This window comes from Sphingobium yanoikuyae (genome assembly GCF_013001025.1).
Classification (GTDB): Bacteria; Pseudomonadota; Alphaproteobacteria; order Sphingomonadales; family Sphingomonadaceae; genus Sphingobium; species Sphingobium yanoikuyae_A.
Window position 1 is genome coordinate 678,281 of the sequence record NZ_CP053021.1, and the last position, 21,371, is coordinate 699,651.

General features: G+C 65.5%; 23 protein-coding genes and 1 tRNA gene. 6 read left to right on the forward strand and 18 right to left on the reverse strand.

The window, feature by feature from the left end:
- From HH800_RS03615 to HH800_RS03625, 3 genes are all read right to left on the reverse strand, one after another.
- Positions 1–498, reverse strand: coding sequence for a hypothetical protein (locus HH800_RS03615; protein WP_037512401.1), 498 nt, complete (start codon positions 496–498; stop codon positions 1–3).
- Positions 495–2,828, reverse strand: coding sequence for a patatin-like protein (locus HH800_RS03620; protein ID WP_169860212.1), 2,334 nt, complete (start codon positions 2,826–2,828; stop codon positions 495–497). The genes HH800_RS03615 and HH800_RS03620 overlap by 4 nt, the downstream gene beginning before the upstream one ends.
- Positions 2,829–3,254: 426 nt before the next feature.
- Entirely contained in the window at positions 3,255–3,956 is a 702-nt protein-coding gene (locus HH800_RS03625) for an endonuclease/exonuclease/phosphatase family protein (RefSeq protein WP_169860213.1), read from the reverse strand.
- Positions 3,957–4,045: 89 nt separating this feature from the next.
- Here HH800_RS03625 and radA point away from each other — a divergent pair, with 89 nt between their 5' ends.
- Positions 4,046–5,413 (forward strand): DNA repair protein RadA, encoded by a 1,368-nt coding sequence (gene radA / locus HH800_RS03630; RefSeq protein ID WP_161731773.1) that lies wholly within the window; start codon positions 4,046–4,048, stop codon positions 5,411–5,413.
- Between the two features lie 10 nt (positions 5,414–5,423).
- Complete coding sequence (locus HH800_RS03635) at positions 5,424–5,948, forward strand: CvpA family protein (RefSeq protein ID WP_169860214.1); 525 nt, start codon at positions 5,424–5,426, stop codon at positions 5,946–5,948.
- A 342-nt stretch (positions 5,949–6,290) separates the two neighbouring features.
- Here the strand turns inward: HH800_RS03635 and HH800_RS03640 are convergent, their stop codons facing one another.
- The 5 genes from HH800_RS03640 to HH800_RS03660 all read right to left on the reverse strand — a co-directional run bounded on the left by HH800_RS03640 (position 6,291) and on the right by HH800_RS03660 (position 11,286).
- Entirely contained in the window at positions 6,291–6,509 is a 219-nt protein-coding gene (locus tag HH800_RS03640; RefSeq protein WP_169860215.1) for a hypothetical protein, read from the reverse strand.
- A gap of 885 nt (positions 6,510–7,394) precedes the next feature.
- A complete protein-coding gene (locus HH800_RS03645; RefSeq protein ID WP_080727163.1) occupies positions 7,395–8,291 on the reverse strand; it encodes an NAD-dependent epimerase/dehydratase family protein in 897 nt (298 codons plus the stop codon).
- A gap of 24 nt (positions 8,292–8,315) precedes the next feature.
- Positions 8,316–9,446, reverse strand: coding sequence for a glutamate 5-kinase (gene proB, locus HH800_RS03650; RefSeq protein ID WP_169860216.1), 1,131 nt, complete (start codon positions 9,444–9,446; stop codon positions 8,316–8,318).
- A 34-nt stretch (positions 9,447–9,480) separates the two neighbouring features.
- Positions 9,481–10,575, reverse strand: coding sequence for a GTPase ObgE (gene obgE / locus HH800_RS03655; RefSeq protein WP_017499840.1), 1,095 nt, complete (start codon positions 10,573–10,575; stop codon positions 9,481–9,483).
- Between the two features lie 30 nt (positions 10,576–10,605).
- On the reverse strand, positions 10,606–11,286 hold the full coding sequence (locus HH800_RS03660; RefSeq protein WP_169863219.1) for a TetR/AcrR family transcriptional regulator: 681 nt from the start codon (positions 11,284–11,286) through the stop codon (positions 10,606–10,608).
- A 54-nt stretch (positions 11,287–11,340) separates the two neighbouring features.
- On the opposite strand from HH800_RS03660, the gene HH800_RS03665 reads away from it, so the two are divergent.
- Complete coding sequence (locus HH800_RS03665) at positions 11,341–11,868, forward strand: GNAT family N-acetyltransferase (RefSeq protein ID WP_010336321.1); 528 nt, start codon at positions 11,341–11,343, stop codon at positions 11,866–11,868.
- Positions 11,869–11,904: 36 nt separating this feature from the next.
- Here the strand turns inward: HH800_RS03665 and HH800_RS03670 are convergent, their stop codons facing one another.
- The 3 genes from HH800_RS03670 to rplU all read right to left on the reverse strand — a co-directional run bounded on the left by HH800_RS03670 (position 11,905) and on the right by rplU (position 13,358).
- Positions 11,905–12,480, reverse strand: coding sequence for a GNAT family N-acetyltransferase (locus tag HH800_RS03670; protein ID WP_010336322.1), 576 nt, complete (start codon positions 12,478–12,480; stop codon positions 11,905–11,907).
- Between the two features lie 284 nt (positions 12,481–12,764).
- Positions 12,765–13,034, reverse strand: a complete 270-nt coding sequence (gene rpmA / locus HH800_RS03675) for a 50S ribosomal protein L27 (protein ID WP_004207902.1) — start codon at positions 13,032–13,034, stop codon at positions 12,765–12,767.
- Between the two features lie 27 nt (positions 13,035–13,061).
- A complete protein-coding gene (gene rplU / locus HH800_RS03680) occupies positions 13,062–13,358 on the reverse strand; it encodes a 50S ribosomal protein L21 (protein WP_004207901.1) in 297 nt (98 codons plus the stop codon).
- A 190-nt stretch (positions 13,359–13,548) separates the two neighbouring features.
- Here rplU and HH800_RS03685 point away from each other — a divergent pair, with 190 nt between their 5' ends.
- The 3 genes from HH800_RS03685 (at position 13,549) to ybaL (ending at position 15,813) form a co-directional block, all read left to right on the forward strand.
- Positions 13,549–13,932, forward strand: coding sequence for a hypothetical protein (locus HH800_RS03685; protein WP_169860217.1), 384 nt, complete (start codon positions 13,549–13,551; stop codon positions 13,930–13,932).
- A 53-nt stretch (positions 13,933–13,985) separates the two neighbouring features.
- A complete protein-coding gene (locus HH800_RS29325; protein ID WP_257211493.1) occupies positions 13,986–14,114 on the forward strand; it encodes a hypothetical protein in 129 nt (42 codons plus the stop codon).
- A 64-nt stretch (positions 14,115–14,178) separates the two neighbouring features.
- The gene (ybaL, locus tag HH800_RS03690) at positions 14,179–15,813 is read left to right on the forward strand and encodes a YbaL family putative K(+) efflux transporter (RefSeq protein WP_169860218.1); all 1,635 of its coding nucleotides are present in this window, start codon (positions 14,179–14,181) and stop codon (positions 15,811–15,813) included.
- A 72-nt stretch (positions 15,814–15,885) separates the two neighbouring features.
- Here the strand turns inward: ybaL and HH800_RS03695 are convergent, their stop codons facing one another.
- The 7 genes from HH800_RS03695 to HH800_RS03725 all read right to left on the reverse strand — a co-directional run bounded on the left by HH800_RS03695 (position 15,886) and on the right by HH800_RS03725 (position 21,335).
- Entirely contained in the window at positions 15,886–17,622 is a 1,737-nt protein-coding gene (locus tag HH800_RS03695; RefSeq protein ID WP_004207897.1) for a DEAD/DEAH box helicase, read from the reverse strand.
- Positions 17,623–17,938: 316 nt separating this feature from the next.
- Complete coding sequence (gene rplA, locus HH800_RS03700; protein ID WP_004207896.1) at positions 17,939–18,637, reverse strand: 50S ribosomal protein L1; 699 nt, start codon at positions 18,635–18,637, stop codon at positions 17,939–17,941.
- Positions 18,638–18,641: 4 nt separating this feature from the next.
- Positions 18,642–19,073, reverse strand: a complete 432-nt coding sequence (gene rplK / locus HH800_RS03705) for a 50S ribosomal protein L11 (protein ID WP_004207895.1) — start codon at positions 19,071–19,073, stop codon at positions 18,642–18,644.
- A gap of 269 nt (positions 19,074–19,342) precedes the next feature.
- Positions 19,343–19,879 carry a transcription termination/antitermination protein NusG gene (gene nusG / locus HH800_RS03710; RefSeq protein WP_004207894.1) on the reverse strand — a complete coding sequence of 179 codons (537 nt, stop codon included), beginning with the start codon at positions 19,877–19,879 and terminating at the stop codon, positions 19,343–19,345.
- 36 nt (positions 19,880–19,915) lie between these two features.
- A complete protein-coding gene (gene secE / locus HH800_RS03715; protein WP_169860219.1) occupies positions 19,916–20,119 on the reverse strand; it encodes a preprotein translocase subunit SecE in 204 nt (67 codons plus the stop codon).
- Positions 20,120–20,290: 171 nt separating this feature from the next.
- Positions 20,291–20,366, reverse strand: a tRNA-Trp gene (locus HH800_RS03720).
- Between the two features lie 63 nt (positions 20,367–20,429).
- Positions 20,430–21,335, reverse strand: a complete 906-nt coding sequence (locus HH800_RS03725; RefSeq protein WP_169860220.1) for a YihY/virulence factor BrkB family protein — start codon at positions 21,333–21,335, stop codon at positions 20,430–20,432.
- Between the last annotated feature and the right edge of the window lie 36 nt (positions 21,336–21,371).

The window sequence follows — 21,371 nt, forward strand, 5'->3', positions numbered from 1 at the left end:
TCAGGGTTCCTCGCCCTCGATCCGGGCGTCATAGCTGCTCAGCGCGCTGATGACGTCCGGCATTTTTTCGTAGCGCTTGCGCAGCAAGGCCAGCTTCGCGTCGGTGCCGGAGCAGAGTTCGGCGACGCTTTCCTCGATATAGGCGCGCCGTTCCGCATCATAGGGTTCCTCGCCGCGGAAATGGTCACAGCTGTCGCGGTCGACCATGAAGGCGGTGACTTCGCGCGGGAAGGGGGCGGGCTGGGCCGCATTGCTCGACGGCGGCAGGTCGAGCGAATTGGTCGGGCCGGGCGGGCCGACGGTGACGATCGGCGCCGGGCGCGACGGCAGGACGGCGGGGGGCGCGGGCGGCGGCGGATCGGGCTGGACGACGGCAACGGCCACCTGCTGCGGCGTGCTGACCGGGGCGGCCTGTGCGCTGTCATCGGACGAGCCCTTGCAGCCGGTGACGAGCACCAGCGCCAGCATCATCGGAAACAGCTTCAAACGCCCCTTCACCCGATTTCCTCCCGCAGTCCGGCGATCAGATCCGCAACATGCGGCAAGCGCGACTCTTCCTCGTCGAGGATCGCCAGAAACGCCGCCCGCCTATAGTTGCGCAACGCCCCTTCGGGAAGACGGGTTGGGGCAGGAATTGCGGAAATTACGATATCCAGCAGGCGTTCCACCCCATGGAGCCGGCCCCACAGATAGTCATTCTCCCGATAAACCCGACTGAAGAAGGCGCCAAAATTGTTGAATTCTATGCCTTTTAGCGTGGCGTTGGCGCCGCCGGCGCGGATGGCGGTGCAATCTTCGGGCGAAATCCGGTCGACCTTTATCGGATCATATTCATCGACAGCGTCACCTTGAAGCAACGGTAAGGTCGCGATGTCGGAGAAGGGGAAGCCGAGATAGGCCAGCAACATGGTGCGGCGCCCGGCCTTGGGCAGGTTGGCGAGCGCCTCGGCCAGCAGCATGTCGGCCGCCTCGTCGCGGGCACGCAGGCCACGCGCCTGCGCCATCGCCTCCAGCGCGGCACCGGCGTCGGTCGGCACCTGCGCCGCGGCGGCGCGGACATGGTCATTGTAGAAATCATTGCCCTCGCATTCGGTGTAGAGGGCGAGCGCGCGATAGATGGCGTCGTGCATCGCCTGCACCGCCTCGCTGTCGGCATCGGCCTCCAGTTCCAGCGTCTCGGCCAGCCGCCGCGCCAGGAAGCGCAGGCGGCGGATGCGGAAGGCCAGGTCATGGGTGCGGAAGAACAGGACGGGCGCGGCGGCGGAGCCGGCATCCTCGGTCAACTGGTCGGCGCCGATCGCGCGCACCTGCTTCCAGATCGCCTGGCGATAGGCTTCGCGCATCATCGGCGCATCCTCGCCGCTCAACTGGAACAGCCGCGCGGCCAGATCCTCGACGATGCCCGACAGCTTGAGATGGGCATAAGCGGGGAAGGCGAATCCGGCCGATGCGGCGGCGCGCTGCTGCGCCTTGCCGCGCCAGGCCGACAGGCGCGCCGGCGTCGGCCGGTCGAGGAACAGCATGCGGCCGATCGCCCCCTCCACCTCCGCCTCGATGCCGGGGCGCAGCGCCTGGATGATCCGGCCCATGCGGCGGATGCGGGCGGAATGGCGGTCGATCGCCTCCAGATTGTCGCGGATCGGCTGTTCGCGCGGAATGTCCGACAGCGCGCCGAAGATGGTGCGGAAAAAGCCGGGCAGGGGGGCGTTCTCGCCGGTCGGCGCGACCTCCTCCTCGCCCTCGCGGTTGAGGTGGATCGACCGGTGGCCGGGCTTGGGATCGATATAGACGAAACGGCGGTCGACCTCGCGCCGCGATGGCCGGTTCTTGAGCGCGCCGATCGCCTGGGCAAAGGGGGCGTTGGCCAGCACCGATCCGTCGATCAGCACCGCGTCCTCCGCCTCGCCCCGTGCCGCCCGGCGCGGCAGCACGCGCGCCAGGAAGGCGTCGCGGCCGGGCCAGGCGCGGTGGCGGCGCTTCAATACCCGGTCCAGTTCGCGCACGGTGAAGGGTGGAAAGGCGCCGGGGAAGCTGGCGGTGGCGCGCGCGGCAAAGACCAGTTCGGCCGGATCGGCAAAGCCGCTTGCACTGCCGCCCCGGCCGCGAAAGCCGATCGACAGCCGATGCTCGGTCTCGATCACCTGGGGCGGGCTGTTGAGGCTCAGGCTCTGCACATGGCCGTCGAAATCAGTGACGGTGACGAACAGGTCGAGCGGATGGCCGTCGGGCAGCAGCGACGGCCCGGCCGGCGTGACGGCCATGGCGTCGAACGCGTCGAGCAGCATGGTCGAGAATATTTCCCCGCCAAAGGGCGGCTCGAACCAGCGCGAGCGGATGAAGCGCGACAATTTCATCCGCACCTCTTCGCGCGTGTCGGGCGCCACCGTGCGCTCGACCGCGTCGCCGGGGCGGCGCGCGGCCATCCATACCAGCGGCGTCGCCCAGAATTTGGTCAGCGCGCGGGCGGGCCGGGCATCGGGATCGAGCAGTTCGTCGACATCGGCATTGTCCAGCCACAGCGCGGTCAGCGGTTCCAGCGACTGGCCGGTCTCGATCGCCTGGGCCAGGAAGATGCCGTTGATCCCGCCCGCGCTGGCGCCGGCGATGATGTCGGGCAGGACGCGCAGCCGCGTGCCGCTCGCCGCCTCGATATCGGCAAGCAGCTGATGATAGACCGCCTCGCTCGCCCCCCGCGGTGCCACCCCGTCATGAAAGGCCCGGCTTGCCCGCGTCAGGTGCCAGATTTCCTTGGTGATGCCGTGCATGTAGACGGCCAGGCTGATCCCGCCATAACAGACGAGCGCGAGGCGTAATTCCTTCTCCCTCATGGGGATAGGGATCGCAAAGCCAGGCCGCCTTGTCGAGAGGCGGAATGTCCCACCCCCTGTCCGAAAGCGGGAAGGGGAGATGGATGGGTGGCTAAGCAACGGCCTGTTTTTTTACCGTCATCCCCGCGCAGGCGGGGATCCATCTCCACAGCGTCGGATCAGATGCAAGGTCAGGGGATGGATTCCCGCCTACGCGGGAATGACAAAATGGGGTGGATAGCGGAACGTCCGAAATCCTCCCCAAGCTTGCTTGGGGAGGGGGACCGCCGAAGGCGGTGGAGGGGCAAGTAGATGAGGTCGCGCCATTGCCCCTCCGTCAGCGCTTCGCGCTGCCACCTCCCCAAGCAAGCTTGGGGAGGAACTAGGAACGTCAGATTCTGGTCGTCTTCAGACCCTCTGCCGTCCCCCCCCAACACGCGCCCGCATTCACCCCAGCTTGAACTCCGCCCAGATCGGCAGATGGTCCGACGCCTTGCGCGCGGCGGCGCTTTCGTGGACGCCGCTGTCGACCAGGCGGATGCGGCCGCAATGCATGATCCGGTCGAGCCGAGCGACTGGGCGGCGGGCGTGGAAGCTGCGGCCGCAGGGGGCGAAGCTGTAATGGCGGGCAAAGTCGGCCAGGCAACCGCGTTCGGCGCTCCATTCGTTGAGATCGCCCATCAATACCGTCGGCAGGGCATGGCCCTGTGCCGCGGCATGGATCACCGCCGCCGCCTGCTTGCGCCGCCACAGGCCCGACAGGTCGAGATGCATGCCGAACACCCGTAGATTCGCGCCCTTGATCCCGACCTCCGCCATGGTCGCGCCGCGCGGTTCCAGGCAAGGGAGGTGCAGCACGTCATAGGCGGCGACCTCCGCCTCCTTGCGGACGATGATGGCGTTGCCGTGCCAGCCCATGCTGTCGGTCTGGACATTGAGCGGCACCGGCTTGTAGCCGCTCTGGCGCTCGAGCAGCAGCGGCGGGATCGCGGCATAGCGTATGCCGAAGCGCCGGTCGGCCTCCTGCAGCGCGATGATGTCGGCATCCACCTCGTTCAGCACGTCGATCACCCGCTCGGGTGAACGGCGGCGGTCGGTACCGATGGCCTTGCGGATATTATAGCTAGCGACGCGGATCGTGGCGGACATGCTGCTTCAATGCGCCAGCGGCGCGGGGGTTTCCAGCCTCGATGCAAGATCGCGTTTGTGTTCCTTTTATGTTCTGTTATGCGTGGACCATGGCCAAGGCAAAGCGCAAATTCGTCTGTCAGCAATGCGGCACCGTCTCCGGCCGGTGGCAGGGGCAGTGCGATGACTGCGGCGAATGGAACAGCATCGTCGAGGAAGCGGCCGAGACGGTCTTTTCCGCCAAGCATGACCTGCAGGGCGGCGGCCGGGCGATCACGCTCATCGGCCTCGACAGCAAGGTGGAACTGCCTTCGCGCACCAGCACTGGCATCGCCGAGTTTGACCGGGCGCTGGGCGGCGGCATCGTGCCGGGATCGGCCACGCTGATCGGCGGCGATCCGGGCATTGGCAAGTCGACCCTGCTGCTGCAGGCGGCGGCGCGGGTCGCCTCGCGCGGGCTGACCGTTGCCTATATCAGCGGCGAGGAGGCGTCGGACCAGGTGCGGCTGCGCGCCCAGCGGCTGGGCCTGGGCAATGCGCCGGTGCAGCTGGCGAGCGCGACATCGGTGCGCGATATCCTGACGACGCTGAGCGACGGCGTGCCGCCAGCCTTGCTGATCATCGATTCGATCCAGACCATGCACAGCGACCTGATCGAGGGGGCGCCCGGCACCGTCAGCCAGGTGCGCGCGTCGAGCCAGGAACTGATCAAGTTCGCCAAGCAGCGTGGCACCGCGCTGATCCTGGTCGGCCATGTCACCAAGGATGGCAGCATCGCCGGCCCGCGCGTGCTGGAGCATATGGTCGACACGGTGCTGGCGTTCGAGGGCGAGCGCAGCCACCAATATCGCATCCTGCGCGCGATCAAGAACCGCTTCGGCGGCACCGACGAGATCGGCGTCTTCTCGATGGTTGCCGAAGGGCTGGAGGAGGTTGCCAATCCGTCCGCATTGTTCCTCACCAATCGCGACGAGACGGTGACGGGCGCCACCGTCTTCCCCGCGCTTGAAGGGACGCGGCCGGTGCTGGTCGAGATCCAGGCGCTGGTGGTGCGGCTGTCGAGCGGGGCGACTCCCCGGCGCGCGGTGGTCGGCTGGGACAGCGGCCGGCTGGCGATGATCCTCGCCGTGCTGGAGGCGCGCTGCGGCCTCAGCTTCTCGACCTGCGAAGTCTATCTCAATGTCGCGGGCGGCTATCGCCTGTCCGATCCGGCCGCCGACCTCGCCGTCGCGGCTGCCCTGATGTCGGCCTTGTCGGAACGGCCGGTGCCCGCCGATGTCGTGCTGTTCGGCGAGATTGCGCTGTCGAGCGAGATCAGGCCGGTCTCGCACACCCCGCTGCGGCTCCGTGAATCGGCGAAACTGGGCTTCAACCGGGCCTTCGTGCCGGCGTCGGGCGCGGACGGGGTGAAGGGGATTTCGGTCAGCGGCTTCCGCACCCTTGCACAGCTGGTTGACCAGATGCTCGGGCGCGGATAGCCAGCGCGGCATGAACGCCGTCGATATCCTCGTCCTCCTCCTCATCGGCGGTTGCGCCATATTCGGTCTGCTGCGCGGGTTCGTGACCGAAACCCTGTCACTGATCGCCTGGGTCGCGGGCATTTTCGCGATCAGCCTGTTCCATGCTTCCGTCACCGAATTGCTGACCAGCTTCGTCGGCAGCGAGAGCGGGGCGGCAGTGCTGGCCTTATTCCTGATCTTCGCCGTCACCTTTGGCGCTGGCAAGCTGCTCGCCCGCGCGATCGGCCAGCGTACCCGCCAGTCGGTGCTCGGCCCGATCGACCGGGTGCTGGGCGGCGGCTTCGGCGCGATCAAGGGCCTGATTGGCGCGACCCTGGTCTTCCTCGCCTTTTCCCTGGTCTACGACACATTCTACGGCAGCGGCGCACGCCGCCCCGACTGGCTGTCCGACGCCCGCACCTATCCGCTGCTCAACGCTAGCGGCAAGGCGATCAGCGAATTTGTCGATGAACAGCGCGCGCAGAAGCCGGCGGAGTCCGATCCTGCGGCGTGACCGGGGTGGGTGGGAAGCGGACTGACCGAATTTTCACCCGCGGTCCAAGGCTTGTGATTGCGCCTGGTCGCATAATGGAGCGCATTTCGGGTACGACCACGATGCGTAGCACTGAAGAGCCCAGGAGTCGGCTAATTTATAATAATACAGGATCAAAAAAGCTGCGTATCATTGTCAGGAAGGTTCATCGCGTTGGAAGCAAGCCCACACAGATCCGCACAAAGTTCCGCGGCATCTAAATCCTTTTGGGTGATTTTCCCACAATTCACATTCGCCGATAACCATCCCCCATCCATGAGAAATTAAATTATAATTTGCATTAATTTTTAACTGATCTTGAATCTATCTCTCGACAGCAATTTTCCACTCAGAATTAATTTTATGCTCATGACAGCATTTATCCGCCTCAATCCATCTGGCGGAAACTTTTCCTATTTTGACCTTGTTGGAAGTCGCGAAGCTGTCGATATCAAAAGCGGATACTGATCCGTCCAACTTGATGGAACGTGTTTCAGTGGGCTGCCCCCATTCATCATTTCCTTCTGTGCCAGTTTTACTCATGCCCCCTCCCCCCAGAGAGACGTTATCACCGCGTTAAAAAATATGTCACGCTGTCGAAATGAAATCTAGGGCAGTGTTTTACGCCCGTGCGATGGCTCATCTATAGCGCTGCCAGCATTGATTGCTCGTGGAAGGATGGGGCTGAAGCTTAACGTGCCATTATATAGCGAGAGAGCCTTTTTGCGTTATGGTCGATGTATTTGGAGCCCTAAGCTGCAGTTGGCGAAGCGCTTCGCTTGGGCTCGGGCGTATCCACCGATCTAGCTGATGCCACTTGGACGGTCCAAAGCAGCAATATGGCCACAGGAGGCATCCTTGGACAACCTAGCGCGCAGGCCGCTACATGTCTGCTACTGGTAGCTTTGAGACCATCCTCCCCAGGAAGGGGAGGTAGCTGGCCGAAGGCCAGACGGAAGGGGGGCTTCCCCTCTCGATAGGGCGACACCCCTCCACCACTTCGTGGTCCCCCTCCCCTTGCAGGGGAGGATTTTACAGCCGCTCCTGGTCGTCAGTCGTCAAGGCCTGACATCGTCATTGTTTCGCTCCGCTCGCAACGACGGGAGATGGTCGAAACTCGCTCCGTCAATCCCGCATGCCGCTGTCCTACAGCTCTGCCCCTGTTCTAAGCTGGGGCATGACGCTGCCGCTCATCCTGCCTCCGCTATCCATGCAACTGGCGCGCGACGGGGGCGTCGCTGTCGCTGCGCAGGTGCGCGGGTGGGGCCTTGTCGGCGCGCGCCGGGCGCGTCTGCCGAACCTGCCATGGCGCGTTACCGGCGCGTGGGCGGTGCATCATGAGGGCGAAGCAGGTGCAAATGCCCCGAAAAGGCCGTTTACACTATGAACTTCGGTCGTGACCCGCGCGGACTCGTGTCCTTGGGCGGGCTACAGCCAGCCCTTGGCGCGATAGGCTTCGACCGTGGCCTTGAGCCCTTCCTCGGTCGGGATCTGCGGCGTCCACAGCCGCTTGGGCGGCTGCTTGCGCTTGGCGACGACCCAGTCGGGATGGCAGAAATAATCGACCCGGTCGGGGGTCAGCTTGGCGTTGCGGCCGCGCACCAGCCGGTCGAGCCGGGCGGCGGTCGCCAGCAGCCATTGCGGCGTCGCGAAGGTGCGGACATTGCGACCCACGGCCCGGCCGATCGCCTGGCCGAATTCCTGATGGTCCCAGCCGCCGGGCGTCGCATCGTCCGCCTCATAGGTGCGGGTCTGGCTCTGTTCCTTTTCGCAGGCGAGCGTCAGCAACAGGCGGGACAGATCGGCGACATGGATCACCGACAGCCGGCCGCCGGGCGGCAGCAGCATGATGCCGCGCTTGGCCATGCGGAACAGCTCCAGCATCTCCTGGTCATTGGGGCCATAGATGGCGGGCGGGCGCACGATCGTCCAGTCGAGGCCACTGGCCTTCACATGGCGTTCGGCCAGTTCCTTCGACCAGCCATAGTCCGACATGCCCGGTTCGCGCGCGGCGAGCGAGGAGACATGGACGAGGCGGCGCACGCCGCGTTTGCGCATGGCGTCGACCACCGCCATCGTGCCGCGCGCATTGCCCGCCTCGAACCCCTCGCGGTCGGGTGCGTTCACCACGCCCGCGATATGGATCACGGCATCGGCGTCGCGCACCAGCGTGTCGAGCGCGGCGGCATCGTCGAGCGAGCCGGGTACCCATTTGAGATGGGCGCGGGGTGGCTGCGCCCGGCGGGTGAGGGCGTTGACCTGGAGACCGGCGGCAAGCGCCTGATCGAGCGTTTCGGCGCCGACGAAACCCGTCGCGCCGGTCATGGCAATTCTAAGGGACATAATAGGTCAGACCATCGCCATATGATCGCGATGGACCAGCACGGTGCGGGACATTTCGCCGAGCAGGGCGGGAATGTCCTCGCTGCGGCGGCCGGCGATCTTCGCGGCGGCCTCGCTGTCATATTCGGTGAGGCCACGGGCGATCACCCGGCCGTCCTGATTGAGAATGTCGACCACGTCGCCGCGCGCGAACACACCCTCGACCCGCGCGACGCCGGCAGGGAGCAGGCTGTTGCCCTTGCCTAACGCCGCTTCGGCGCCGGCATCGACGATGATCCGGCCGAGCACGGTGAGGCGGCCCGAGAGCCAGCCCTTGCGCGCGCCCTGGCTTTCGGCGGCCAGGAAGATGGAGCCGCGGCCGCCATTGGCCCAATGGCTGAGCGGGGCGTCGACCTTGCCCGAAATGATGGCGAGATGGGCGCCGGCGCCGGTGGCGATCTGGGCCGCCTGGATTTTCGACACCATGCCGCCCGATCCCATGCCCGAAGCCGAACCGGTGTCGGCCATGGCGGCAATGCGCGCGTCGATGCGCTCTATCCTCTCGATCAGCATGGCATTCGCATCGGCGTGCGGGTTGGCGGTGTAAAGCCCGTCCACGTCCGACAGCAGCACAACCGCGTCGGCCCGTGCCGCCTGTCCGATGCGCGCCGCAAGGCGATCATTATCGCCGAAGCGGATCTCCGCCGTGGCGACGCTGTCATTCTCGTTCACCACCGGCACGACGGCGAGCGCCATCAGCCGCTCCAGCGTGGCCGAGGCGTTGAGATAGCGGCGGCGATGCTCCAGATCGTCGAGCGTCACCAGCATCTGCGCGGCGGTGATGCCCTTTTCATGCAGCAGGCTGGCCCAGCATTGCGACAGGGCGATCTGGCCGGTGGCGGCCGCCGCCTGCGCATCCTCCAGGCTGCCGCGCCCGCCCTTGGGCAGCTTCAGCCGGCGCGCGCCCAGCGCGATCGCGCCCGACGACACGATGATGACCTGTTGCCCGGCCGCCTTGCGCGCGGCGACATCGGCCACCAGCGTGCGCAGCCAGTCGACGCGCACTTCCCCGGCCGGATCGACCAGCAGCGCCGACCCGATCTTGATGACCAGGCGGCGGACCAGGGCAGGGGGAAAGCCGGACAGAGTGTCGGTCATGATCGCTACTGAATAGGAGGGCGGGGTGATCCGTTCAGATCGGCGACCAGGTGGCTTCGCCGTCGCTGTCGTCGGCGTCGTCCTCTTCACGATCCTCGTCGAGCATTTCCAGCACGGCGTCGAGCAACGGGGTGACGCCTTCGCCGGTCGCGCCGGAGATGATGAAGACATCTTCCACGCCGGCCTGCTCGCGCAGCTGCTCGGCAATGTCTTCCATCAGTTCCTGGCCCAGAAGGTCGCCCTTGTTGAGCACCACGATCTGCGGCTTTTCGTCCAGCCCGCCGCCATAGGCAGCCAGTTCGTCGGTGACGATGCGGAAGGCTTCGACCGGATCGTCACCGGTCGCGTCGATCAGGTGCAGCAGCACGCGGCAGCGTTCGATATGGCCCAGGAACCGGTCGCCGATGCCCGCGCCCTCGGCCGCGCCCGCGATCAGGCCGGGAATATCGGCCAGCACGAATTCGCGATCACGGTGCAGCACCACGCCAAGCTGCGGCTTGGTGGTGGTGAAGGCATAGGCGCCGACCTTCGCCTTGGTGTTCGTCACCTGGTTGATCAGGGTCGACTTGCCGGCGTTGGGCATGCCGACCAGGCCGACATCGGCCAGCAGCTTGAGCCGCAGCCAGACCCACATTTCCTGACCCGGCCAGCCGGTGCCATGCTGGCGCGGCGCACGATTAGTGCTGGTCTTGTAGGACAGGTTGCCGCGGCCGCCGTCGCCGCCGCGCAGGAAGCTCACACGTTGCCCCACCTCGGTGAAGTCGGCCAGGATTTCCTGTTCCTCATATTCGGGATAGCCGTCTTCGTCCTCGGTCCCCTCGATCGGCTGGGGATCGGACAGGATCTGGGTTCCGACCGGCACCTTGACGACCAGGTCGTTGCCGCCGGCGCCATAGCGGTTCTTGCCCATGCCGGGCATGCCGCGCTGCGCCTTGAAATGCTGGGTGTAGCGGAAGTCGATCAGCGTGTTGAGGCCGGCCACGGCCTCGAAGATGATGTCGCCGCCCTTGCCGCCGTTGCCGCCGTCCGGGCCGCCATATTCGACATATTTTTCACGCCGAAAGCTGACCGCGCCGGGACCGCCCCAGCCGGACTTGATATAGATTTTTGCTTGATCGAGAAAATGCATGGCGCGCCCATAGCGTCTTCTTGGGCAAAATTAAACCTTAGCTTGCGACACTTTCGCCGTCGCCGTCAACCGGGCTTCTTCGGTCAGGGCGGACAACAGGCTGCGGGCCGCCAGTTCGCGCGCTTTCTCGCGATTGAGGCCCAGCGCAGCGGCCATCGGGCCGCCCATCTGCGAATCGCCCAGCGCCAGCAGGACCAGCATCAGCGTATTGTCGCGGATCACCTCGGCCAGTTGCGGGCGCAGCGCCGTGGCGGCCAGCTTGTCGACCAGCCGGTGGATCGCATCCACCACCGGGTCGAGCGCATCCTCATTGCCCGACGCCAGCATCCAGCTGGCCAGCGCGCCGGCGCCGCCTGCGTCGAACGCGTCGAAGGTCATGTCGACGATCCGCCGGGGTTCGACCTCACCGCGCCGGGCGGCGTTCACCGCGTCGCCGATCGTGGCGGTGATCGCGTCGGCCAGATAGCCCGCGAGCGCCTTCTGCAGGCCGGCGGCCGATCCGAAATGATGGAGTAGATTGGCATGGGTGCGGCCGATGCGATTGCCCACCGCCTTCAGCGTGACGGCCTGCGGCCCCGCTTCCAGCAGCAGGTCGCGGGCGGCTTCCAGCGCAATCAGGCGACTTTCGTCGGGGCTGAGGCGCGAGCGCTTGAGGGGGATCGGTTCGGGCAACGTGCCTTGCCCATGACACAGGGGCGGGGGGAAGGCCATAGCCATGTGCGGGGTCGCTTGACCGGCCCCTGCGCGGCCGCCCATAGATTGGCGATGACCGATGCACCCATCCTCACCACCGACCGCCTGATCCTGCGCCCGCACCGGGTGGAGGATTATCCCGCGTGCCAGGCGCTATGGGCCGATCCGGACGTGGTGCGCTTCATCGGCGGCGCGGCGCTCGATGCGCAGGCGGTGTGGTTCCGCATCCTGCGCTATGCCGGCATGTGGGCGCTGCTCGGCTATGGCATGTGGGCGATCGAGGATCGCGCCAATGGCGAATTGCTGGGCGAGGCCGGGCTGCTGAGCGCGGCGCGGGGGCTGGCCGAACTGGACGGCGTGCCGGAGGCGGGCTGGGTGCTGGGGCCGGCCGCCTGGGGGCGCGGTATCGCGACCGAGGCAATGGCGGCGATCTTTGCCTGGACCGATGCGCATCTGGCGGCGCCGTCGATCCGCTGCATCATCGCGCCCGACAATGGCGGGTCGATCAAGGTGGCGGAGAAACTGGGCTTTGCTGCGCTTGCCGAAGTCGATTTCCATGGCGCTCCGACCCGTGTCTTCGATCGGCTCCGTCAGGGGTGAGGGGCGGGCGCCCTGATCGGCGCCCGCGCACTTCAGTCAAGCGGCAAGCGCCGGCAGCGCGTCGCCATATAGGTCCATCGCAAAGTCCACGCTCATGCGGGCGGCCTCGCCCTCGTCGAAGACCAGGCAGTCGGCCTCGGCCCCGCGAGCGGGGCTGTAGCGCCGCTCGACCGTGCCGTTGGCGCGGAAGCCGATCTTGCGCAGGACATGGCCCGACGCGCGATTGTCGGCGAAATGGACGGCGCGGACTGCCGGCAGATTATGCGCGCGGGCGATGCTCATGACGGCGCGGGCCGCCTCCGTGGCGAAGCCCAGGCCCCAATAGGGGCGGGCGATCCAGTAGCCCAGTTCCGGCGTGCCATCCTCGGCCTCATGGATGCCGCAGCCGCCCACCAGGCGCGGCGCGCCCTGGGTGCGGGTGAAGGCCAGCAGGCGCGGCATGCGCGAATCCTGCGGCAGTGCCAGGAAGGCTTCGGCATCGGCCAGGCCATAGGGGGCGGGGGCGCGGCTCAGATTGCGCAGGACCGCGTCATTGCCGATGGCCTGGGCCAGGGCGGGGGCATCTTCCATCCAGCCTGGCCGCAGCAGCAGGCGGGGGGTACGGGCGAACATTCACGTCTCTCCTCTTCGTGCGCGCCAATAGCTGCCAATCATGACGGCTTGACGACGGTCTTCTCTGGCTGAGCCCCGCCCGCACGACGCGCGAGAAGGCCAGTAGTTCCAGAGGTTTGAGGGAAATCGGGAGGAGTGCCCGGTGATGTTCGTCAGAACGGAAAAAGGGCGCTCCCTGTGAAGGGGCGCCCTTTTTTCCCTCGATCCCGATCGACGCACTTATGTGCGCAACCGATCAGGCGGGACGTCCCTTTTGCGAAGGACGACCCGTCATCGATCGTCCGTTATTCGGCTGCCGCGGCTACCGCGTCGACCGATACATATTTGCGGCCGAGCTTGCCGTCGTGGAACACGACGCGACCTTCGCCCAGGGCGAAGAGGGTGTGATCCTTGCCCATGCCGACATTACGGCCGGGATATACGCGGGTGCCGCGCTGGCGAATGATGATGTTGCCGCCGATCACTTCCTGACCGCCGAACTTCTTCACGCCAAGGCGCTTCGACTCAGAATCGCGACCGTTACGCGACGAACCGCCAGCTTTCTTATGTGCCATGACCTAAACTCCTTATCTAAGCTGCGCTCAGGCGATCGACACGATCTTGAGGATCGTGTGATTCTGGCGGTGGCCGTTCTTGCGGCGATAGTTGTGACGACGACGCTTCTTGAAGACGATGACCTTTTCGCCCTTCGCCTGCGCAATGATTTCGGCTGCGACGGTCAGCTTGGCTGCGTCCTTCAGGTCGCCGCCTTCGCCGGCCAGCAGGACGTCGTCCAGCGTAACCTTGTCGCCGGCTTCGCCAGCGAGCTTTTCAACGACGATCTTATCTCCGGCGGCGACGCGATACTGCTTGCCGCCCGTGCGCACGATAGCGAACATGGCTTGGTCTCTTCTCGTTCAAATCTGCTTTACGCAGATCGTCGAGGACAAAAAGCCTGTTCGACCCGCGCGGGAATGTGGCCCGGTAGTGGAATGACTCGATTCTGTCAACCGCCATGGGCCCAGCTTGTGGGCTGGTTTTTGGCTCTTAGTCTTCCTACATCGGTGATGGAAGGGAATATAAGCGCCGATGAGCAGATTACATCCCCAGGATGCGACCGGCAAGGGCAGGCTGCCCTTCATCGCATCGCTGTGGGCTGCGATCCTGGTCGCGCTTCTGTGTGCGATCGCGCCGGACGGTCCGCCTTCCAGCAAGCTCAATGGCTCCGCCTTCAGTTCCGCCACGACCGGCGTGGTGCTCAAGGCGCGCTCGCTGCCCGCGCCGCATCTGGCCCGTGCCCCCCGCCCTGATGGGGATGGGGTGGCCTTGCCCTGGCTGCTGGCGACGGCGCTCGCCCTCATGCTCTCCTGGCGCCGTCTGGCGCCCGACGCGCCCCTGCCGCTGCTCGCACGCCACTACAGCCATCTTCGCGCGCGGAGTCGGCGCGCCCGCGCCCCGCCCGCCTTCCTCTGACATTTTTCCCGCCCGCCATGGCGGGCGTCCGTCAGACAGAAGGAATTGAGATCATGCCCCGCAAAAGAAAGATGCGCGGTGGCCGGCGCAATCCGCCCGGCTGGTTCATGCCCGTCGTCATGGCAGGGCTCGGCGCCGCCGGCGCCCTGCTCTCGATCGCGATGCTCGGCATCGTCGAATAATAGACAATGTTCCGCGCCGGCGGCAGGATGAAGCTCTGCTGCCGGCGGACAGGGAAGGAATTTCATGCCCCACCACACGCCCCTTATCGGGACGATCGTTGCCGGCCTCGTCGTGGCCTTCATCATGGGCGCCATTGCCCATCGCCTGAAATTATCGCCGCTGGTCGGCTATCTGGTCGCCGGCATCATGGTCGGCCCCTTCACCCCCGGCTTCGTCGCCGATAGCGGCCTGGCGAATGAACTGGCCGAAATCGGCGTCATATTGCTGATGTTCGGCGTCGGCCTGCATTTCTCGCTCAAGGATCTTCTGTCGGTCAAGGCGATCGCCGTGCCAGGCGCGATCGTGCAGATCGCGGTCGCGACCCTGCTCGGCATGGGCCTTGGCTATCTGATGGGCTGGCCGCTGATGGGCGGGCTGGTCTTTGGCCTGGCTTTGTCGGTCGCCAGCACGGTCGTGCTGCTGCGTGCGCTGCAGGGGGCGGACCTGGTCGAAACCCGGCGCGGGCGCATTGCGGTCGGCTGGCTGATCGTCGAGGATCTGGTGATGGTCCTTGCCCTCGTCCTCCTGCCGGCGCTGGCGGGGGTGATGAACAATGCCGATGCGGGCGGCGGGGCGAGCGCGCTGATTGCGCCGCTGATCGGCACGCTGCTCAAGGTCGTCGGTTTCGTCGTGCTGATGCTGGTGGTGGGCCGCCGCCTCATCCCCTGGGCGCTGCACTGGGTCGTGCATAGCGGATCGCGCGAACTGTTCCGCCTCGCCGTGCTGGCGATTGCGCTGGGTGTCGCTTTCGGTGCCGCCATCGTGTTCGACGTGTCCTTTGCGCTGGGCGCCTTCTTTGCCGGCATGATCCTGGGCGAAACCCCGCTCAGCCGCCGCGCGACCGAGGAGACGCTGCCGCTGCGCGACGCCTTTGCGGTGCTGTTCTTCGTGTCGGTCGGCATGTTGTTCAATCCGTCTGTGGTGATCGAGCAGCCGCTGCCGCTGCTGGCCACTGTCCTCATCATCGTGGTGGGCAAGTCGATCGCCGCCTGGGGCATCGTCCGTGCCTTTGGCCATCCCAATGTCACGGCGCTGACGATCGCCGCCAGCCTGGCGCAGATCGGCGAATTTTCCTTCATTTTGGCGTCGCTGGGGGCGGGGCTGGGCGTGTTGCCGGCTGAGGCGCGCGATCTGATCCTTGCCGGTGCGATCGTGTCGATCTTCATCAACCCGATCCTCTTCTCGCTGATCGTGCGCGATCACAAGAAGGAGGAGGATGAGACGCAGGCCGACACCGCGACCGATCAGCCGCGCCTCGGCCATGTCATCCTGGTCGGCTATGGCCGCGTCGGCAAGCTGATCGCCAAGCGCCTGGCCGAGCGCCATGTCCAGTTCGTGGTGATCGAGGGCGATCCCGAACGGGTCGAGGAAGCGGAAGAGGCTGGCCTGTCGGTGGTGCGCGGCAATGCGCTGGAGGACCGGCATCTGCTGGCTGCAGGCATATGCGAGGCGCGCTATCTGCTGATCGCCGTGCCCGAAGGGTTTGAGGGCGGCGCGATCAACGAGCATGCCCGCCATCTCAACCCCAATTTGCAGGTGATCGCCCGCGCCCATAGCGATGCCGAGGTCGCGCATCTCGAAGCGCTGTGCGTGCGCCATGTCGTGATGGGCGAGCGCGAACTGGCCGGGCGCATGCTGCAGCTTTGCGGCGTCGGCTGAGGGACAAAGAAAAAGGGCGGTGAACGATGGTCGATCGTTCACCGCCCTTTTCAGGACGTCCTGTCGCCGGCCTTAGCCGCGCGGCTTGCGCGGACCGCCGGGGCGCTTGGGTCCGCCCTTGAAGGGGCGGGGGGCGTAACCGGCCGGACGCGGGCCACGGTCGTTCGAGCGGTTGCCCTGGCGGCGATTGTCGCGGGCCTGCTCGCGCGGGGCGCCGTCGATCATCTCGAACGCCACGTCGGCGCCCTCGTCATTGGCCTCGCCCGAGCGCTTGACGGCCGACATGAAGCGGCTGGCGATCGCGCGCGGGATTTCGAACATGGTTTCGTTGGTGGTGATGCGGATCGCGCCGATGTCGCCGCGCGACACATGGCCGCGGCGGCAGATCAGCGGCAGGATCCAGCGCGGATCGGCATTCTGGCGACGGCCGATGTCCATGCGGAACCACTGGGTGTCCTCGAAGCCCGGACGCGGCCCTTCCTGGCGCGGCGGGGCTTCGCTGCGGTCCAGCAGTTCCTCGGGCGCGGGCAGCGAGGCGCGGGCGCTCTTCACCAGCATCGCGGCGATTTCCTTGGCCGACTTTTCCGCCAGCAGCTCGGCGCCCAGCGCCCAGTCGGCCTCGTCCAGCTCGGCCTTTTCCATCAGGGTCGAGCGCAGGCGGGCATTGTCCTGTTCCAGGATCGCTTCCTTGCTGGGCGGGGTGCCCCATTCGACCGGAATCTTGGCGCCGCGCAGCATCGATTCGACGCGGCGGCGACGCGGATAGGGGACGATCAGGACGGCAGTGCCCTTCTTGCCGGCGCGACCGGTGCGGCCCGAACGGTGCTGCATCGTCTCGGCGTCGCGCGGCAGTTCGACATGGACCACCAGCGTCAGGCTGGGCAGGTCGATGCCGCGTGCGGCAACGTCGGTGGCGACGCAGACACGGGCGCGCTTGTCGCGCAGCGCCTGGAGCGCGTGGTTGCGCTCATTCTGGCTATGCTCGCCCGACAGCGCCACGGCGGCGAAGCCGCGCTCGGTCAGGCTGCTATGCAGGTGGCGGACATTGTCGCGGGTGGCGCAGAACAGGATCGCGGTCTCGGCTTCATGATAGCGCAGCAGGTTGACCACCGCATTCTCGATGTCCGACGGGGCGACGGTGACGGCCTGATAGCTGATGTCGCCATGGCCGCGTTCTTCGCCCACGGTCGAGATGCGCAGCGCGTCCGACTGATAGCGCTTGGCCATCGCGACGATCGGCTTGGGCATGGTGGCGGAGAAGAGCAGGGTGCGGCGATCTTCCGGCGCGCTGTCAAGAATGCCTTCCAGATCCTCGCGGAAGCCCATGTCGAGCATTTCGTCCGCTTCGTCGAGGACGACGGTGCGCATTCCCGACAGGTCCAGTGCGCCGCGTTCCAGATGGTCGCGCAGGCGGCCGGGGGTGCCGACGACGATATGGGCGCCATGGCTGAGCGCGCGGCGTTCCTTGGCGGCGTCCATGCCGCCGACGCAGGTGGCGATGCGGGCGCGGGCGGCGCCATAGAGCCATTCCAGCTCGCGGCTGACCTGCAGCGCCAGTTCGCGTGTCGGCGCGATCACCAGCGCCAGCGGCAGGCCGGCGACGGGCAGCTTGTCGCCGCCGGTCAGCAGTTCGGCGGCCATGGCCAGGCCGAAGGCGACGGTCTTGCCCGAGCCGGTCTGTGCCGACACTAGCAGGTCGCGGCCCTGCGCTTCGTCCTGCGTCACTTCGGACTGGACCGGGGTCAGGCTCTCATAACCCTTGGTGGTCAGCGCCTGGGCGAGCATGGAGGGGAGATGTTCAAAAGACATTTTTTCGTTTTCCATCGGTAAAGCGACCCGCCATTCCCGACGGATACATGAAGACCTGCCATGCTCCCGCCGTGGAGAGCCCAGGGGTAGGTCGCGTCCCTGGTTCCAAAATCCTCCCCTTGTCGGGGGAGGGGGACCGTCGACATCGCCGGCGGTGGAGGGGTGTCCCCCTATGGCGCAGGCGGCGAATGCCCCTTTGCCCGGCCTTGTGGCCCTCGGGCCGCTTCTTGAGTGAGCGGCTGGTCCTATAAAATAAGAAGGCCGCCTTCCCCCGCAAGGAGGGAAGGCGGCCCCTTTAATTCTTATCCCAGCGGGATCAGATCGAGGCGACTTCGGCCACGTCGACCTTCACGCCCGGACCCATCGACGACGACAGGGCGATCTTGCGGACATACTTGCCCTTCGAGCCCGAGGGCTTCGCCTTGACGATCGCGTCGACGAACGCGTCGAAATTCTTGCGCAGGTCTTCAGCCGAGAAGCTCGACTTGCCGAGGCCAGCGTGGATGATGCCGGCCTTTTCGACGCGGAATTCGATCTGACCACCCTTGGCGGCCTTCACGGCTTCGGCGACGTTCGGCGTGACGGTGCCCAGCTTCGGGTTCGGCATCAGGCCCTTGGGGCCCAGAACCTTACCCAGGCGACCCACCAGACCCATCATGTCGGGGGTGGCGATGACGCGCTGGAAGTCGATGTTGCCGGCCTGGATCGATTCGAGCAGGTCTTCGGCGCCCACGATGTCGGCACCGGCGTCGAGCGCCTGCTGAGCCTTGTCGTTGCGGGCAAACACGGCGACGCGAACGTCCTTGCCGGTGCCGGCGGGCAGGGTGACGACGCCACGGACCATCTGGTCGGCGTGACGCGGGTCAACGCCCAGGTTGATCGCGATTTCGACGCTTTCGTCGAACTTGGCAGTGGCGTGGGTCTTGATCAGGCCCAGCGCTTCGTCAACGCCGTGCAGCTTTTCGCGGTCGATCGCGGTCGCCAGGGCCTTTGCCTTCTTGGTCAGCTTTGCCATGGTCTTAGCCCTCCACCACTTCGAGGCCCATCGCGCGAGCGGAACCTTCGATGATCTTCGTTGCAGCGTCGATGTCGTTCGCGTTCAGGTCAGCCATCTTCGCCTGGGCGATTTCGGCGAGCTGGGCGCGGGTGATCTTGCCAGCGACGACCTTGCCCGGCTCCTTCGAGCCCGACTTCAGGTTGACGGCCTTCTTGATCAGGTAGGTGGCCGGCGGCTGCTTCGTCACGAAGGTGAACGAACGGTCCGCATAGACGGTGATGATGGTCGGCAGCGGGGTGCCCTTGTCCATCTTTTCCGTCGAGGCGTTGAACGCCTTGCAGAATTCCATGATGTTCACGCCGCGCTGACCCAGGGCAGGGCCGATCGGCGGCGAGGGGTTGGCGGCTCCGGCGGGCACCTGGAGCTTGATATAGCCCGTAATCTTCTTGGCCATTTTCACTCACTCTATAGCTGGCGAATCTGCGGACAGATTCACCGGTTCAAGTTTAGCGGTCTAACGGCTCCCGCAAGGGAACCTCCCGCACATGTCCAGCCGCCCCGTGGGGAGGCATGGAAGCGCGGCCCTATAGCGACCTTCTTGTCCAAAGGGAAGGGGGAGTCTGTCATTCGGCCGATTCGGCCGAAAGCGCAGGGCTTCCCCAACAAAAAGGGCCGCCGGCTGAAAAGCGGGCGACCCTTTTTGAACAGCCTTGCGGCGGCTGGTTACTTCGACAGTTCGACCTGTTCGAAGTCCAGTTCCACCGGGGTGGCGCGACCGAAGATCGACACCGACACCTTGACCCGGTTCTTTTCGAAATCCAGTTCCTCGACCACGCCGTTGAAGCTGGCGAAGGGGCCGTCCAGCACCTTGACGCTGTCGCCGATTTCGTAATCGACATTGACCTTGTGCTTCGGGGCGGCGGCGGCTTCCTTCTGGGCGCCGAAATAGCGGGCGGCTTCGCTCTCGCTGATCGCCTGGGGCTTGCCCGACGAACCCAGGAAACCGGTGACCTTGGGCGTATTCTTGACGAGGTGATAGACGTCGTCGTTCATCGCCAGCTTGGCAAGGACATAGCCCGGCATGAACTTGCGTTCGACCTGGACCTTCTTGCCGCGCTTCACTTCGGTCACGGTCTCGGTCGGAACCTCGACCTGCTCGACCAGTTGCGACAGGCCCATGCGCTCGGCCTCGGTCAGGATCGATTCCTTGACCTTGTTCTCGAAGCCCGAATAGGCGTGGATGATGTACCAGCGCGCCATGTTACCGTCTTAAACTCCCTTTTGAACGCCTAGCGTTCAACGACCCGATGCGAGGCTCAGCAGCCACTGGACGATCGCACCGAAGAAGGTGTCGATACCGAAGAAGAAGATGCCAAGCAATGAGGTCATGATGACGACCAGGACGGCGGTCATCAATGTTTCGCGACGGGTCGGCCACGCAATTTTCGACCATTCGGTCTTGACCTGATTGACGAACTCACTCGGAGAAGTCTTCGCCATCGCGCTGTCTGCTCACCTTCAAAATCAACACCAAAGCGCGAAGCAACAGTCCGCCCTCCCGATCCCGCCATGTTCAGCGTTTGGGGGTGCGGTCGCGCTTCGCGACCCGTACTTCGCTAAGCGCACTTAGCCGCGAACCCGTGATTGTTCAAGGTTCGCGGCTAGTTCGCTTGGCAGGAGTGGAGGGACTCGAACCCACGGCATTCGGTTTTGGAGACCGACGCTCTACCAACTGAGCTACACTCCTGCACTGGCCCGAGCCAGCGAAGGAGGGCGCTTTAGCGTGGCCTATCGGGGAGGGCAAGCGACTTTATGCAACTTCTTCAACAAGAATATGCGCGCTGGTCTGACGCTCGGCTTCCGCGTTGATCTGGGCCCCCAGCAGCACGATATAGGCGGAGACGAACAGCCAGAGCTGGAGGATCACCACGGCGGCCAGCGAGCCATAGGTCTTGTTGTAATCGCCAAAGGTCGAGACGTAGAAGGAGACGCCCAGCGTCGCCACCAGCCAGAACAGCGTCGCGGCGATCGATCCCACGGTCAGCCATTGCCATTGCACCCGGCGACGATGCGGGCCGAAGCGGTAGATTAGGCCGAAGATGCTGCTGGCGAGCAGGCCGGCGCAGATCCAGGTCGCCGCCTTGATCGCGAACAGCACGCCCGGTCCCCAGTTGGTCAGTAATTTCTGGAGCAGGCCGATGATCGTCGCGGTCACGACGCCGGCGACCACCACCAGCACGGCGGAAAAGGTGATTCCCATCGACACGCGATAGAAGGCGAAGATGTTGCGCCCCTCCTTCTGCGCATAGACGATGTTGAGTGCCTCCATGATCGCGGACGCGGCGCGGGTCGCGCCATATACTGCCAGGCCCAGCGCCAGGAACAGGCCGAACCCGATCGCCGGCTTGCGCGCGCTGACCATCCCCAGCAACTGGTCGTTGATCAGTTGGGCGGCATCGGCGGGCACGACGGTGATGATCGCCTGCATATGGCGGGCGACGATCTGCGGATCGCCAACCAGGCCGTAGGTGAGGACGACGGCGGCCAGCAGTGGGGCGATCGACAGGAAGGCATAATAAGCGACACCGGCGGACAGCAGGCCCAGATGATTGGCTGACATGGCGGCATAGACGCGCTTCAATATCTCCCACCAGGCACGCGGCGGGATTTTCCAAGGCGCATTGGCATGCACCTGCTGGGCGATCGTTTCGGTCATGCATATCCCCTGCTGAACAGGGGTAGCGCCTGAACG

Bases quoted from the DNA above. Each gene is read 5' to 3' on its own strand.
- obgE (WP_017499840.1), bottom strand. From the start codon at position 10,575: ATGCATTTTCTCGATCAAGCAAAAATCTATATCAAGTCCGGCTGGGGC.
- rpmA (WP_004207902.1), bottom strand. From the start codon at position 13,034: ATGGCACATAAGAAAGCTGGCGGTTCGTCGCGTAACGGTCGCGATTCT.
- HH800_RS03685 (WP_169860217.1), top strand. From the start codon at position 13,549: ATGAGCAGATTACATCCCCAGGATGCGACCGGCAAGGGCAGGCTGCCC.
- HH800_RS03660 (WP_169863219.1), bottom strand. From the start codon at position 11,286: ATGGCCTTCCCCCCGCCCCTGTGTCATGGGCAAGGCACGTTGCCCGAA.
- HH800_RS03635 (WP_169860214.1), top strand. From the start codon at position 5,424: ATGAACGCCGTCGATATCCTCGTCCTCCTCCTCATCGGCGGTTGCGCC.
- HH800_RS03695 (WP_004207897.1), bottom strand. From the start codon at position 17,622: ATGTCTTTTGAACATCTCCCCTCCATGCTCGCCCAGGCGCTGACCACC.
- nusG (WP_004207894.1), bottom strand. From the start codon at position 19,879: ATGGCGCGCTGGTACATCATCCACGCCTATTCGGGCTTCGAGAACAAG.
- rplA (WP_004207896.1), bottom strand. From the start codon at position 18,637: ATGGCAAAGCTGACCAAGAAGGCAAAGGCCCTGGCGACCGCGATCGAC.
- radA (WP_161731773.1), top strand. From the start codon at position 4,046: ATGGCCAAGGCAAAGCGCAAATTCGTCTGTCAGCAATGCGGCACCGTC.
- rplU (WP_004207901.1), bottom strand. From the start codon at position 13,358: ATGTTCGCTATCGTGCGCACGGGCGGCAAGCAGTATCGCGTCGCCGCC.
- HH800_RS03625 (WP_169860213.1), bottom strand. From the start codon at position 3,956: ATGTCCGCCACGATCCGCGTCGCTAGCTATAATATCCGCAAGGCCATC.
- HH800_RS03640 (WP_169860215.1), bottom strand. From the start codon at position 6,509: ATGAGTAAAACTGGCACAGAAGGAAATGATGAATGGGGGCAGCCCACT.
- HH800_RS03620 (WP_169860212.1), bottom strand. From the start codon at position 2,828: ATGAGGGAGAAGGAATTACGCCTCGCGCTCGTCTGTTATGGCGGGATC.
- HH800_RS29325 (WP_257211493.1), top strand. From the start codon at position 13,986: ATGCCCCGCAAAAGAAAGATGCGCGGTGGCCGGCGCAATCCGCCCGGC.
- HH800_RS03665 (WP_010336321.1), top strand. From the start codon at position 11,341: ATGACCGATGCACCCATCCTCACCACCGACCGCCTGATCCTGCGCCCG.
- HH800_RS03670 (WP_010336322.1), bottom strand. From the start codon at position 12,480: ATGTTCGCCCGTACCCCCCGCCTGCTGCTGCGGCCAGGCTGGATGGAA.
- secE (WP_169860219.1), bottom strand. From the start codon at position 20,119: ATGGCGAAGACTTCTCCGAGTGAGTTCGTCAATCAGGTCAAGACCGAA.
- proB (WP_169860216.1), bottom strand. From the start codon at position 9,446: ATGACCGACACTCTGTCCGGCTTTCCCCCTGCCCTGGTCCGCCGCCTG.
- HH800_RS03645 (WP_080727163.1), bottom strand. From the start codon at position 8,291: ATGACCGGCGCGACGGGTTTCGTCGGCGCCGAAACGCTCGATCAGGCG.
- HH800_RS03725 (WP_169860220.1), bottom strand. From the start codon at position 21,335: ATGACCGAAACGATCGCCCAGCAGGTGCATGCCAATGCGCCTTGGAAA.
- rplK (WP_004207895.1), bottom strand. From the start codon at position 19,073: ATGGCCAAGAAGATTACGGGCTATATCAAGCTCCAGGTGCCCGCCGGA.
- ybaL (WP_169860218.1), top strand. From the start codon at position 14,179: ATGCCCCACCACACGCCCCTTATCGGGACGATCGTTGCCGGCCTCGTC.